Here is a 13,176-nt window from a genome sequence, read left to right on the forward strand (position 1 = left end):
CTCAGCGACGGTCGACGTCGACGATGTCGACCCGCACGTCGTCCTCGGAGAGGGCCGCGGTGACCGTGCGCAGGGCACGGGCGGTGCGGCCGGACCGGCCGATGACGCGTCCCAGGTCGGCGGCGCCGACCCGGACCTCGAGCAGCGGGCCGCGACGCGTGGACTTCTCCGTGACGCGCACGGCGTCGGGGTCGTCGACGATGCCGCGGACCAGATGGTCGAGCGCTTCGGCGCGGGCGCTCATCTCAGGCCTCGTCGGTCGCCGCGGCCTCGGCGTCCTCGGTGGTCTCACCCTCGGCCGGAGCCTCCTCGGAACCGGGGGCGACGTCCGCGGCCTCGGCCTGCTCGTCAGCCTTGGCCTTCTTCGCCCCGTCGCGGGACTCGGTGGCGGCCTTGTCGGCCTCCGCGATCCGCTCCTCGGCGGACTTCTTCGCCTCGGCGGTCTTCAGGGAGCCGGCGGCGTCGCCCTCACCCTTGAACTTCGCCCAGTCGCCGGTGACCTTCAGCAGCGCGGCGACCTGCTCGGACGGCTGCGCGCCGACGCCCAGCCAGTACTGCGCGCGCTCGGAGTCGATCTCGATGACCGAAGGGTTCTCGGTGGGGTGGTACTTGCCGATCTCCTCGATCACGGCGCCGTCGCGCTTCTTGCGCGAATCGGCGACCACGACGCGGTAGAACGGTGCACGGATCTTGCCCATGCGCTTCAGACGGATCTTGACAGCCACGTGGGTGGACTCTCCTTCAGGGATGTTCGGGTGAGTCCCGCCGCAGCCTGTGGGGTGATGCGGGCGCTGGCGGTTCTCGGGGTGTCGCTCCCGGGCGGGTAGAGGGCCGGCCCGGACGCATACAGCGCACGATTATGCCAGGGATCCCCTCCCCCGTTCCACCCCGCATCCTGTGCGGCGGGGCACAACGGCCCGAGGGGCAGGGCCGACCTCGGCGCGCAGGGCCGACGGACCGGCCCACGATTCGGCGACGGATCGTCCCGCTCGTCGAGCCGGCGAGGCGACGAGGCGGCGAGGCGAGGCGGGCCGACGAGCCCGTCGGCCTCAGCCGGAGAACGCCTCGATCAGCTGGTTCGCGCCGAGCACCACGAACAGCAGCGTCACCACGCCGAGGGCGATGTTCAGGATCGGACCGTTGCGCCACCGCTGCGGCATGTGCCGGGAGTTCATCAGCACCAGCAGCGTGATCGCGAGGAATGGCATGAAGAACGCGCCGAGGACGCCGTAGGCGATGATCACCTGCACCGGCCGGCCGAGCAGGAGCAGCAGCATCGGCGGGAAGGTCAGCCACAGCACGTAGAAGCGGTAGTACTTACCGCCGATCCTGCGGTCGGGATGCTCCTCGGCCTTGCCCCGCACGTGTCCCCAGAAGTCCGCGAACATCACCGAGACGCCGTTCCACACCCCGAGCACGGAGGAGAAGGACGAGGCCCAGAAGCCGATCAGGAACATCCAGCTGAAGGCGGTGCCGTAGCGGGAGGCGAGCACCTCGGCGAGGTCGAGCAGGCCCCGGTCCCCCTCGTCGATCGCGATCGAGGAGGAGTACAGCAGCTCCGCGCCGACGACCAGCATGGCGATGACGAAGATGCCCGAGATGACGTACGCCATCGCGTTGTCGATCCGCATCACCCGCATCCAGCGCGGGCTGGACCAGCCCTTCTCCTTCAGCCAGTAGCCGTAGGCGGCGAGCGTGATCGTGCCGCCCACGCCGCCGGCGATGGACAGCGTGTAGACGATCCCTCCCTCGGGGATGCGGGGCACGAGCCCGCCGAGCACCTCGCCGAGGTTCGGCAGGGTGACCACGGCGGCGCCCACGACGGTCAGGAACATCAGGCCGACGAGCACCGCGACGATCTTCTCGAGCGCGTGGTAGCGCCCCACCCAGACGAGCCCCGCTCCGATCAGACCCGAGAGGATCGCGTAGACGATGAACGGCATGTCCGCGATCCAGCCGACGTCCCCGAGCACGGGCAGCTGCGGGACGAGCGCCGCGAGCGGGAGGGCGGAGGCGCTCATCGCCGTCGCGCCGTACACGAAGCCCCAGACCATGATGTACGGACCGAAGTACCAGGAGGTCCATCGGCCCACACGGCGCCAGCCCTCGAAGATCGAGTGACCGGTGGCGAGGGTCCAGCGCCCCGCGCCCTCGACCAGCACGATCTTGATGATCACGCCGGCGACCGCGGCCCACAGGAGCGCGTAGCCGTAGCGGGAGCCGGCGACCAGGGTCGCGACGAGGTCGCCAGCGCCGATGCCGGTCGCGGCGACGACGAGGCCCGGGCCGACGAGCTTCCAGCGCGGCGGGGCGCCCTCGGCGTCCTCGACGGCGGTGCCGGCGCCGGCGGGATCCTGCGGGACGTCGGACGGGCCGTCCGCGGCGGGGTCGGGGACGGGAGCGGAGGCGTAGCCGCGCGCGGCGCGTCGTCGGCCGGCGGGCTGCGATCCGGTGGGCTGCTCTGCGTCGTCGGAGTGCATCCCCGCACGATAACGGTCGTGTGCCCTGGATCACCGCGCGACGCGGTGGGGCGGCGCGAGGTCGTCCGCTCTGCCCGGTTCGGTTTCCGCGGCCGGTGCCGCTGGGACGATCAGCTCATGCGACCTGGCGACCGCCGAGCACCACGTGGCTGCGTTCGCGCAGGATCCGATGGTCCTCGCGCGGGTCGGCGGGGACGACGAGCAGGTCCGCCGGGGCGCCGTCCTCGAGCCCGGGGGCGCCGAGGAAGCGGCGCGGCGCCCAGGCCGCGGCCTCGAGGATCTCGGTCGCGGAGAGCCCGGCGGCGTCGAGCTCGTCGAGCTCGTCGTGGATGATGCCGTGGCCGAGCACTCCACCGGAATCGGTGCCGACCAGCAGCTGCACCCCGGCGTCGTGGGCGTCGCGGGTGCGGTCGTAGCGGCCGGCGCGCAGGCGGCGCATGTGCGCGGCATAAGCGGGGAACTTCTTCTCCCCCTGGGAGGCGTAGGTCTCGAACTCGTCGATGTTCACCAGCGTGGTCACCATCGGGATACCCGCCTCGGCGACACGGCGGATCGTCTCGTCGGTCAGGCCCGTGGCGTGCTCGAGGCAGTCGAAGCCCGCGTCGAGGACGAGCGGGAGGGTCTCCTCGTCGAAGGTGTGGGTGGTGATCCGGGCGCCCGCGGCGTGGGCCGCGTCGGCCGCGGCGACGAAGTCCTGCGCCTCCCAGCACGGGGTCAGATCGCCGACGCCGCGGTCGATCCAGTCGCCGACGAGCTTGACCCAGCCGTCGCCGCGGCCGGCCTCGCGGGTGACGGCGGCGGGCAGATCCTGGGGCTCGAGCTCGTCGGCGTAGCCGATCAGGTAGCGGCGGGTGCGGGCGAGATGGCGGCCGCAGCGGATCAGCCGCGGCAGGTCGTCCTGCTGCTGCAGCGGGGAGTTGTCGATGATCGAGCCGGCGTCGCGGATCAGCAGCACCCCGGAGTCGCGGTCGACGAGGGCCTGCTCGCGCGCCTCGGTCAGGGTAGTGCCCCCTCCCCCGTCGGCGATGCCGAGGTGGCAGTGCAGATCGGCGAGTCCGGGGAGCACGAAGCCGTCGATCTCGCGGACCTCCGCGCCGGCGGGCAGCTCGGGCTTCTCGTGGTGGATCCGGCCGCCGACGACCCAGGCGCCGCCCTGCTCCTCCTCGGCACCGAGCAGGATCGGTCCGCGCAGGTGGAGGATCGGTGCGGTGGTCTCGGCGACATCGGTGGGGCTCATGCCGCCGAGCCTATCGATCCGGGACCGGGACCGAGGCGTCCCACCGGGTTCGGCCCCCGGCACCGGCTCCGGTCGATGCTGGGGACGACCCAGCTGTGGGGAGGAACGGTCGTCCCGCACGGAGCTCGCGGATCGCGCCAGTGCCGGCGCGCCCCTGGCCGACTCTGTGCAGTTGTTCGACGGGAGGTACCGGAAAACCGGTACCGGAGGTCGAACAACTCCACGTAACTGGTACCGGACGTCGAAGTGCCGGGCGGAACTGGTACCGGAGGTCGAACTGCCAGCCGGCGCCGCGCCCGGAGGGCGGTCGGCGCCGCAGGATCACTTGCCGCCGAGGAGCTTCTGCATCTCCGGCGGGAGCTGGCTGGGGTCGAAGTCGGACAGGTCCGGTTGACCGCCCTGCTTGGCGCCGCCGCCGAACGCGGAGCCGCCCTGCCCGCCGCCCTCCGCGGCGCGCTTGGCGGCCTCGGCCTGCTCGCGCGCGGCCTTGGCGGGGTTCTTCGACTTCGACTTCTTGCCCTGGGGGCGCTGCGGGGCCTGCCGGCCTCGGGACTTCTTGCCCATGCCCATGCCGGGACCGCCGGGCATCCCCGGCATGCCTCCGCCGCCGCCGGACATGCCGCGGCCCATGGTGCGCATCATCTGCTGAGCCTGCTTGAACCGCTCGAGCAGCTGGTTGATCTGCTGGACGGTGGTGCCGGAGCCCCGGGCGATGCGGTTGCGGCGCGAGCCGTTGATGATCTTGGGGTCGTTGCGCTCCTCGGGGGTCATCGAGCGGATGATCGCCTCGATCCTCCCGATCTCGGACTCGTCGAAGTTGTCCAGCGCCTCGCGGTACTGCCCCATGTTCGGCAGCATGCCGAGCATCTTCTTGATGCTGCCCATGTTCTTGAGCTGCTGCATCTGGTTCAGGAAGTCGTCGAGGGTGAAGTCCTCGCCCGAGGCGAGCTTCGCCGCGGTCTTCTCGGCCTCCTTCTGGTCGAAGGCCTTCTCCGCCTGCTCGATCAGGGTCATGACGTCGCCCATGTCGAGGATGCGCCCGGCCATCCGGTCCGGGTGGAAGCGCTCGAAGTCGTCGAGGCTCTCGCCGGTGGAGGCGAAGAGGATCGGACGCTCGGTGACGCCGGTGATGGACAGCGCCGCACCGCCGCGCGCGTCGCCGTCGAGCTTGGAGAGGACCACGCCGGTGAAGCCGACGCCGTCGCGGAACGCCTCGGCGACCCGGGCCGCGTCCTGGCCGATCATCGCGTCGACGACGAAGAGGGTCTCGTGAGGACCCACGGCATCGCGGATGTCCCGCGCCTGCTGCATCATCTCCTCGTCGATGCCGAGACGGCCGGCGGTGTCGACGATGACCACGTCGTGCTGCTGGAACTGCGCGGTGGAGACGCCGTTCATCGCTACCAGGACCGGATCGCCCACGCCGTTGCCCGGCTCGGGGGCGAAGACGGGCACGCCCGCGCGCTCGCCGACGATCTGCAGCTGGTTCACGGCGTTGGGGCGCTGGAGGTCCGCGGCGATCAGCAGCGGCGTGTGCCCCTCGGACTTCATCCACTGCGCGAGCTTGCCGGCGAGGGTCGTCTTGCCGGCGCCCTGGAGGCCGGCGAGCATGATGACCGTGGGCGGGTTCTTCGACCAGTTCAGGTCACGGGCCTCGCCGCCGAGGACCTGCACCAGCTCGTCGTTGACGATCTTGACGACCTGCTGGGCGGGGTTGAGCGCCTTGGAGACCTCCTCGCCGAGGGCGCGCTCGCGCACCGCGGCGGTGAAGGTGCGCACCACGGACACCGCGACGTCGGCGTCGAGCAGGGCTCGACGGATCTCGCGGATCGTCTTGTCGACGTCCGCCTCGCTGAGGCGGCCGTGGCCACGCAGGCCCTTGAGCGACTCTGTGATGCGGTCGGAGAGGTTGTTGAACACGAAGCGCTTCCCCTAGGTCGGTCGGACCGCACCAGTGTAGAGGCATGGGCCGCGCACTCCCGAGCCCTGCCCCGGCCCACGGTGAGCTAACCTGCACCGATGGCACGCGGGGGCGTCGGGACGGCGCACGGGATCACACTGCAGCAGCTGCGCTGCTTCGTCGAGGTCGCCGCGGAGGGGTCGATCACCGCGGCGGCGGACCTCCTCCAGGTCTCCCAGCCGACGATGTCCGCGGCGATGAAGGACCTCGAGCGCCGGGTGGGCCGTGTCCTCCTGCGCCGCTCCGTGCGCGGCGCGGCCCTCACCGAGGACGGCATCGAGTTCCTCGGCTACGCCCGCCAGGTGGTCGAGCAGGCCGAGCTGCTCGAGCACCGCTACCTGGGACGCCCGCCGTCCCGCCGCCTGCTGGCGGTCTCCGCGCAGCACTACTCCTTCGTGGTCGAGGCGTTCGTGCGGATGGTGAAGGCCTCGAAGGCGGCGGAGTACGCGTTCACGCTGCGCGAGACCCGCACCGCGGACATCATCGAGGACGTGCGGACGCTGCGCAGCGAGCTCGGCGTCCTCTACCGCAGCGACTTCAACCGCAAGGTCATCGACAAGCTGCTGCGCGACTCCGAGCTCGTCTTCACGCCGCTGTTCCTGGCGAGCCCTCACATCTTCGTCGCCCGCACGAACCCGCTGGCCTCCCGCCGACGGGTCACCCTCGAGGATCTCGAGGGCCTGCCCCGGCTCACCTTCGACCAGGGGACCGACAACTCCTTCTACTTCGCCGAGGAGATCCTCTCCACGCGCTCGGCCGCGCAGGACATCCGGGTCAGCGATCGGGCGACGATCTTCAACCTGATGATCGGGCTGGACGGCTACACGATCTCCACCGGCATCGTCTCCGACGACCTGGACCCCTCGATCGTGGCCGTGCCGCTCGAGGTGGACGAGCGCATCGAGATCGGCTGGATCGGGCATGCCTCCGCGCCGCTGACCGGCCAGGCGGAGCGGTTCGTCGCCGAGATGCGCGAGGTGGTCTCGGGCTTCGGGGTCGAGCCCCTGTCCTAGCGGCCGCTCCACCGCCGCCGGAGCCCCTGCGATCGGAGCGCCCCCGCCCTCCGGGCCGTCCCGCTTCCCGGACCGATCCCGTGCCATAGGGAACACCTATGGAAATCCCCAAAGTGTCGTGATGACACTATGGCGGGTGGTCCTGCGTACGCTCGCCCCCACCACGACGACCCGGGGGCACGATGACGACCGACTTCTCCTTCAGCATCCGCACGACCCGCTTCGACGAGGACTACGTCCCCTCGAGCGGCTCGCGGATCACCACGAACTTCGCCAACCTCGCCCGCGGGGAGCATCGCCGCGAGAACCTCCGCCGCGCCCTGCGCATGATCGACGAGCGCGCGAACGAGCTCGCGGGCGGCGGGGACCGCTACGCCGTGGAGCTCGACATCGTCTCGGCGGACCTGCACCTGCGCGCAGGGGCGGAACCCGCCGACGGCGGTGAGGGGCTCCCGCTGATCGAGATGCTCGACGTGCGGATCCTGGACCGCGCGACCGGCGAGCGCCTGCCGGGGATCACCGGGAACAACTTCTCCTCCTACGTACGGGACCACGACTTCAGCGTGCGCCTGCCCGCCCATCAGCAGGCCGCGGGCGACGCGGGATCCGGCGGCGGCGTGCCGGAGGACTTCGGCGTGCTGCACGGCAGGCTCTTCCGCCGCTTCATCTCCTCGGACCCCTATCGCGAGCGCTTCGCCGGACCGCCCGTGGTCTGCATCAGCGTCTCCACCAGCCGGACCTATCGCCGCATCGGCGCGCCGCATCCGGTGCTCGGCGACGAGTACGAGGCCGACGGCTCCTCCCTCACCGATCTCTACTTCGCGCGGATGGGGCTGCAGGTGCGGTGCTTCAAACCCCGCGGCGCCGTCGCCCCGCTGGCGTTCTACTTCGAGGGCGATCTGCTCGCCGATCACTCCGACCTGGCGCTCATCGGCACGATCGCCACGATGGAGACGTTCCAGCGGATCTATCGCCCCGAGATCTACAACGCCCGCGAGAGCGCCGGGGAGGTGTACCGGCCGAGCCTGGGCAGCACCGACCACGCGGACACCGGGATCGTGTACGACCGCGAGGAGCGCAGCCGTCTCGGCGTGACCCAGGGCAGGTTCATCCAGGAGCGGCTGATCGCGCCGCACCAGGAGCACCTCGAGCAGTGGCTGGCCGAGGAGGTCGTCCGATGAGCACCCTCCTTCCCACCTCGATCGTCGGCAGCCTCCCCAAGCCCTCGTGGCTCTCCGAGCCCGAGACGCTCTGGTCCCCCTGGCGCCTCGAGGGCGCAGAGCTGGACGAGGGCAGGCGCGATGCGCTGCACCTCGCCGCGGCCGAGCAGGCCGTCGCCGGCCTCGACGTGATCAGCGACGGGGAGCAGACCCGCCAGCACTTCGTCACCACCTTCATCGAGCATCTCAGCGACGTCGACTTCGCACGTCGCGAGACGGTGCGCATCCGCGATCGCTACGACGCGAGCGTCCCGACGGTCGTCGGTCCGGTGCGTCGTGAGCGGCCCGTCTTCGTCGACGACGCGGCCTCCCTCCGCACGCGGACGGACAAGCCCCTCAAGTGGGCGCTGCCCGGCCCGATGACCATGATCGACACGCTGTACGACGCGCACTACGGCAGCCGCGAGGAGCTCGCCCGCGAGTTCGCGTCCCTCCTCAACCAGGAGGCGCGGGAGCTGGAGGCGGCGGGCGTGGACATCATCCAGTTCGACGAGCCCGCCTTCAACGTCTTCTTCGACGACGTACGGGACTGGGGCGTGGAGGTCCTCGAACGGGCGGCCGAGGGGCTGCGCGCCGAGACCGTCGTGCACATCTGCTACGGCTACGGCATCAAGGCCAACACCGACTGGAAGGCGAGCCTGGGCACGCAGTGGCGCCAGTACGAGGAGACCTTCCCGCTGCTGCGGGACTCGGTGATCGACACGGTCTCCCTCGAGAGCCGCGGCTCGCACGTCCCGATGGAGCTCGTCGAGCTGCTGCGCGGCAAGAAGGTGATGCTCGGCGCGATCGACGTCGCCGATCCGCATGTCGAGACCCCCGAGGAGGTCGCCGACACCCTCCGCCGGGCCCTCGCCTTCGTGGAACCGGAGAATCTCTGCCCGAGCACGAACTGCGGCATGGCGCCACTGTCCCGCACCGTCGCGCAGGGCAAGATGCGGGCGCTCGCCGCGGGGACGGCGCTTCTGCGCGCCGAGCTCGCGGGGGGCTGAGTCCGCGCCGCCGCGGGGCGGGCGGAGGGAGCCGGGCCCGGCGAAGGGCGCCGACCCCGCGTCGCGACGGAGCCTGCGCCGCAGCGGAGCCTGCGCCGCGGCCCAGCCTGCGCGGCGACGCCGACCCGGCCGGCTCAGGTCGAGGCGGCGTCCATCAGGGCCGCGACGATCCGGCCGACGGTCGGCGGGTCCAGGGCGCGGCCGTGCTGATCAGTCAGGTACAGCACGTCCACCGCGCGCCGGCCGAGGGTCATCACGTGGGCGCTGCGCACCTGCAGCCCGTGGACGGTGATCGTCTCGGCGACGTCGGCCAGGAGGCTGGGACGGTTGCGGGCGTTGACCTGCACGACGGTCGCCTCGCGCGAGGCGCCGGGCAGGAGCGTCACCACCGGGGCGTCCTCGGTGGTCCGCAGCGGCGGGGCCGGTGGGAGCTCGAGCACCCGGGCGTCGGCCCGGTCCCGGTGCGCCAGCTCCCGGTCCAGGGCCGAACGCACCACGGAGGGGTGCGGGAGGTCGGCCTGGGTGCCGGTGACCCACCAGGTGTTCACGGCGATCCCGTCCTGGGTGCTGACCACGGCGCTGTGCACATCCAGGCGCAGCCGCACCAGCACCCGCGCCATCGCCGCGAAGACCCCGGCGCCGTCGGGGGCGCCGAGGCAGAGCTGCGAGATCGGCTCGTCGTCCAGCGGGGCGGGATAGATGACCTGCGCGCTGTCGCTGCGGCGCACCGCGGCCAGCACCGCCTCCTGGGCGGAGCGCTGCGGGGCCAGCCGGGTGCGGGGCGCGGTCTCGGTGCCGCGCAGCGCGTCGCGCCCGAGGTCGGTGAGGTGGTCGACGAGGTCGGCGCGCCAGGTGGACCAGGCCGAGGGACCGGCGGCGATCGCGTCGGCCTCGGTCAGCGCCCGCAGCAGCTCGAGGGTGTCGAGGTCCTCGTCCACCGCCCGCAGCAGCTCCCGCAGGGTCGTGGGGTCGGCGAGGTCGCGGCCGGTGGCGAGGCCCACCAAGGTCAGGTGCTCGCGCACGAGGGTCGCGATCGTGCGGGAATCGGCCCTGTCGAAGCCGAGGTGCCGGGCCGCGGCCTCGGCGAGCGGCGCGCCCTCGGCGGCGTGGTCCCGCGCCCCGGGGCGCTTGCCGAGGTCGTGCAGCAGGGCGGTGACCAGGAGCAGGTCGGGTCGGCTGACGCGGGACAGGAAGCGCTGCGCCTCGAGCACGGTCTCGATCTGGTGGCGGTCCACGGTGAAGCGGTGCACGGCCGAGCGCTGGGGCCGGTTGCGGATCTCCGACCAGCCCGGCACCCAGCGGGAGAACACGCCCTTGACGTCGAGGGCCTCGTAGGCGTCGGCGATGTGCTCCCCGGCGAGCGCGTCGACGAGCACGTCGCGCTGGGCGGGCAGCAGGGGCGCCACGGGCTCCTGCGCCATCCGGGCGAGGGTCGCCTCGGCGAGCGGCAGCCCCGTCGTCGCGGCGTGGCGCACCGCGGCCACGTCCCGCAGCAGATCCCGCGAGGACGGGTCGACGGACACCTCCCCGGCCTGGACGATCACGCCGTGCGGGAGACGCTCGAGGGCGGGCCTGCGGGCGGTGCCCGCGCCGCGAGTGGCGCTGCCGCCTGGCGCGATCGCGGCCTCGGCGGCACGTACCGCGCGATGCAGCTCCCAGGTCACGGCGCGCGCGGCCTCGGCGAGGACGGCATGGTGATCATCGGGCGTGGCATGCCCGGTCAGCGCCGCGACGGCGTCCTGGTCGGCGCGGCCCAGGCGGGTGCCGGAGGTGCCGGTGACGGCCTGGAGCGCGTCGCGGGCGTCGCGGAGGGTGCGGGAGGCGGCGTCGACGACCTCGTGGTCGTGGTCGGCGAGCCAGCTCTCGGCGAGCGCGCGGATGACGGTGATGTCGCGCAGTCCGCCGCGGTCGGACTTGAGGTTCGGCTCGGTGGCGTGGGCGAGGGAGCCGTAGCGCCGGTCGCGGTCGGCGGCGAGGTCGACCACCTCCCCGACCCGTCGGCGCGCCTCGCGCCGCCATCGGGCGCGGACCCGGGCGGCGGTGTCCTCGACGAGCTGCGCGTCCCCGGCGATGTGCCGCAGGTCCAGCAGCGCGATCGCCGTGCGCAGGTCGGCGGCGGCGACCTGCTCGCACTCCTCGGGGCTGCGCACCGAGTGGTCCAGGGAGGTGCCGGAGTCCCAGATCGGGTACCACAGCGCTCCCGCGAGCGCGGCGGCCTGCTCGGCGCCCACCCGGGAGGGGTCCACGAGCAGCACCAGGTCGAGGTCGCTCGCGGGGCCGAGGGAGCGCCGGCCCAGCGAGCCGATCGCGGCGAGCGCCGCGCCGCCGTCCCGGGGCACGGCCTCGCCGGCCCGCTCCCACAGGGTGCGCAGCCAGTCGTCGACGAGATCGGACTGGGCGAGCCTGCGGGAGGGACCGGCGGAGGGGTCCGCGAAGCCCTCGTGGAGCACCTGGGTGATCCGGCGGGAGGAGAGCTCCTCAGAGGGCATCCGCCCCCCGTTCCCCGGTGCGCACGCGCACCGCGGTGCCGACGTCGGTGGTCCAGATCTTCCCGTCGCCGATCCTCCCGCTGCGGGAGGCGGCGAGGATCAGGTCGATGATCGCGGACTCGTCGCTCTCCAGGGCCAGCACCTCGACCTTGATCTTGGGGATGGTGTCGATCGTGTACTCCGCGCCGCGGTAGACCTCGGTGTGGCCGCCCTGGCGGCCGTACCCGGCGACCTCGGTGACGGTCAGGCCGGTGACCCCGTACTCGCGCAGGGAGTCGGTGACGTCCTGCAGGGCGTGCGGCTGGATGATCGCGGTGATCAGCTTCATCGGGGCTCTCCTGCGACGGCGGGACGGGCGGGCTGCTCGGCGGCGGGGCCGCCTGCGGCGGGGACCGGGTCCGCGACGGGGTCGCCGGGGGCCTGGTTGCGGGGTTCGGGGCCGGGGTCCGCGGGCGGGAAGGCGGCGGAGCCGACGGTGCCGACGACCGAGGAGCGGTCCCGGCGGGAGGCCAGGGCGCCGACCAGATCATATCCGGCCTCGGCGTGATGGGTGATGTCGATCCCGGCGCGCTCGTCGGCCTCGGGGATCCTCCATCCCATCGTGTACTTCAGGACCAGGGCGATGGCGAGGGTCAGCACCGCGGAGATCAGCATGGCCACGATCGCGACGAGGGTCTGGACCAGCAGCAGGCTCGCGCCGCCGCCGAGGAGGAGACCGCCGTCCACGGCGAGGAAGCCGATCCCGATGGTGCCGACGAGGCCGCCGACCAGGTGCACGCCGACCACGTCGAGCGAGTCGTCGATGCCGAAGCGGTACTTCAGGCCGACGGCGAGGGCGCAGGCGAGACCTGCCGCGAGACCGAGCACGATCGAGGTGAGCGGCGTGAGCGCGGCGGCGGCCGGGGTGATCGCGACCAGGCCGGCGACGACGCCCGAAGCCATGCCGAGCGAGGTGACGTGCTTGTCGCGGATCCGCTCCACGAGGGCCCATCCGAGCATGGCACCCGCCGTGGCCACCGTGGTGTTGATCCAGGCCAGGCCCGCGGTCCCGTCGGCCGTGCCGGCGGAGCCGCCGTTGAAGCCGAACCAGCCGAACCACAGCAGGGCCGCGCCGAGCATGACCAGCGGCAGGTTGTGGGGCTTCATCGGCTCCTTGCCGAAGCCCTTGCGCGCTCCGACAACCAGGGCGAGAACGAGACCGGCGACGCCGGCGTTGATGTGGACCACGGTGCCGCCGGCGAAGTCGACCGGCTCGGCGATCGCGGCGAAGGGGCCGTCGCCGCTGAGCAGGCCGCCGCCCCAGACCATGTGGGCCAGGGGTGCGTACACGATCAGCACCCACAGCGCGGCGAAGACCAGCCAGGTGCCGAGCTTGACGCGGTCGGCGATCGCGCCGGAGATCAGGGCGGTGGAGATGATCGCGAAGGTCATCTGGAAGCCTGCGGCGACGAGGAAGGGCACGCCGCTCTCGGCGAGGAGGGACTGGTCGTCGGTGCCGGCCAGGCCCAGGAACTCCAGCGGACTCCCGAACAGGCCGCCGACGTCGGTGCCGAAGGCGATCGAGTATCCGGCGACGGTCCAGGCGATCGCGACCACGGCGATGGCGCTGAAGGACATCAGCATCATGTTCAGCACGGTGCGGGCACGCACCATGCCTCCGTAGAAGAGGGACAGGCCGGGGGTCATCAGCAGCACGAGCGCCGCGCTGGTGAGGATCCAGGCGGTCGCCCCCGTGTCGAGGGTGAAGTCCATGGCGGCTCCAGTCAGAGGAGGGCCGGCGGCCGGGAT

Annotated in this window: 11 protein-coding genes; 3 read left to right on the top strand and 8 right to left on the bottom strand. The window is 72.4% G+C overall.

Features of this window, described 5'->3' with window-relative positions:
- Position 1 precedes the first annotated feature (1 nt).
- The 5 genes from DEU31_RS05920 to ffh all read right to left on the bottom strand — a co-directional run bounded on the left by DEU31_RS05920 (position 2) and on the right by ffh (position 5,637).
- Positions 2-244 carry an RNA-binding protein gene (locus tag DEU31_RS05920; RefSeq protein ID WP_010551342.1) on the bottom strand — a complete coding sequence of 81 codons (243 nt, stop codon included), beginning with the start codon at positions 242-244 and terminating at the stop codon, positions 2-4.
- A gap of 1 nt (position 245) precedes the next feature.
- Positions 246-725 (bottom strand): 30S ribosomal protein S16, encoded by a 480-nt coding sequence (gene rpsP, locus DEU31_RS05925; protein ID WP_133676446.1) that lies wholly within the window; start codon positions 723-725, stop codon positions 246-248.
- A 324-nt stretch (positions 726-1,049) separates the two neighbouring features.
- Positions 1,050-2,480, bottom strand: coding sequence for an Nramp family divalent metal transporter (locus DEU31_RS05930; protein WP_133676448.1), 1,431 nt, complete (start codon positions 2,478-2,480; stop codon positions 1,050-1,052).
- Positions 2,481-2,595: 115 nt separating this feature from the next.
- Positions 2,596-3,717, bottom strand: coding sequence for an amidohydrolase family protein (locus DEU31_RS05935; protein WP_133676450.1), 1,122 nt, complete (start codon positions 3,715-3,717; stop codon positions 2,596-2,598).
- Positions 3,718-4,038: 321 nt separating this feature from the next.
- Positions 4,039-5,637 (bottom strand): signal recognition particle protein, encoded by a 1,599-nt coding sequence (gene ffh / locus DEU31_RS05940; RefSeq protein ID WP_133676452.1) that lies wholly within the window; start codon positions 5,635-5,637, stop codon positions 4,039-4,041.
- A gap of 99 nt (positions 5,638-5,736) precedes the next feature.
- Between ffh and DEU31_RS05945 the strand changes: the two genes are divergently transcribed.
- From DEU31_RS05945 to DEU31_RS05955, 3 genes are all read left to right on the top strand, one after another.
- The gene (locus DEU31_RS05945) at positions 5,737-6,690 is read left to right on the top strand and encodes a LysR family transcriptional regulator (RefSeq protein WP_133676454.1); all 954 of its coding nucleotides are present in this window, start codon (positions 5,737-5,739) and stop codon (positions 6,688-6,690) included.
- A 182-nt stretch (positions 6,691-6,872) separates the two neighbouring features.
- A complete protein-coding gene (locus DEU31_RS05950; RefSeq protein ID WP_133676456.1) occupies positions 6,873-7,871 on the top strand; it encodes a putative oxygenase MesX in 999 nt (332 codons plus the stop codon).
- Positions 7,868-8,899 (top strand): methionine synthase, encoded by a 1,032-nt coding sequence (locus tag DEU31_RS05955; RefSeq protein ID WP_133676458.1) that lies wholly within the window; start codon positions 7,868-7,870, stop codon positions 8,897-8,899. The genes DEU31_RS05950 and DEU31_RS05955 overlap by 4 nt, the downstream gene beginning before the upstream one ends.
- Positions 8,900-9,033: 134 nt before the next feature.
- Here the strand turns inward: DEU31_RS05955 and DEU31_RS05960 are convergent, their stop codons facing one another.
- Genes DEU31_RS05960 through amt form a run of 3 tightly spaced genes read right to left on the bottom strand, consistent with a single transcriptional unit; the run spans position 9,034 to position 13,140 of the window.
- Positions 9,034-11,388 (bottom strand): HD domain-containing protein, encoded by a 2,355-nt coding sequence (locus tag DEU31_RS05960; RefSeq protein ID WP_133676460.1) that lies wholly within the window; start codon positions 11,386-11,388, stop codon positions 9,034-9,036.
- Positions 11,378-11,716, bottom strand: a complete 339-nt coding sequence (locus DEU31_RS05965; protein ID WP_010551331.1) for a P-II family nitrogen regulator — start codon at positions 11,714-11,716, stop codon at positions 11,378-11,380. Before DEU31_RS05965 ends, DEU31_RS05960 begins: the two co-directional genes overlap by 11 nt.
- Positions 11,713-13,140 (bottom strand): ammonium transporter, encoded by a 1,428-nt coding sequence (gene amt / locus DEU31_RS05970; RefSeq protein WP_133676462.1) that lies wholly within the window; start codon positions 13,138-13,140, stop codon positions 11,713-11,715. The genes DEU31_RS05965 and amt overlap by 4 nt, the downstream gene beginning before the upstream one ends.
- Positions 13,141-13,176 lie beyond the last annotated feature (36 nt).

Origin of the sequence: Brachybacterium sp. AG952, assembly GCF_004362645.1 — a bacterium.
Taxonomy (GTDB): Bacteria; Actinomycetota; Actinomycetes; order Actinomycetales; family Dermabacteraceae; genus Brachybacterium; species Brachybacterium conglomeratum.

Coding starts and splice junctions, on each gene's coding strand:
- DEU31_RS05920 (WP_010551342.1), bottom strand. CDS start 244: ATGAGCGCCCGCGCCGAAGCGCTCGACCATCTGGTCCGCGGCATCGTC.
- DEU31_RS05930 (WP_133676448.1), bottom strand. CDS start 2,480: ATGCACTCCGACGACGCAGAGCAGCCCACCGGATCGCAGCCCGCCGGC.
- DEU31_RS05935 (WP_133676450.1), bottom strand. CDS start 3,717: ATGAGCCCCACCGATGTCGCCGAGACCACCGCACCGATCCTCCACCTG.
- DEU31_RS05945 (WP_133676454.1), top strand. CDS start 5,737: ATGGCACGCGGGGGCGTCGGGACGGCGCACGGGATCACACTGCAGCAG.
- DEU31_RS05950 (WP_133676456.1), top strand. CDS start 6,873: ATGACGACCGACTTCTCCTTCAGCATCCGCACGACCCGCTTCGACGAG.
- DEU31_RS05955 (WP_133676458.1), top strand. CDS start 7,868: ATGAGCACCCTCCTTCCCACCTCGATCGTCGGCAGCCTCCCCAAGCCC.
- DEU31_RS05960 (WP_133676460.1), bottom strand. CDS start 11,388: ATGCCCTCTGAGGAGCTCTCCTCCCGCCGGATCACCCAGGTGCTCCAC.
- DEU31_RS05965 (WP_010551331.1), bottom strand. CDS start 11,716: ATGAAGCTGATCACCGCGATCATCCAGCCGCACGCCCTGCAGGACGTC.
- amt (WP_133676462.1), bottom strand. CDS start 13,140: ATGGACTTCACCCTCGACACGGGGGCGACCGCCTGGATCCTCACCAGC.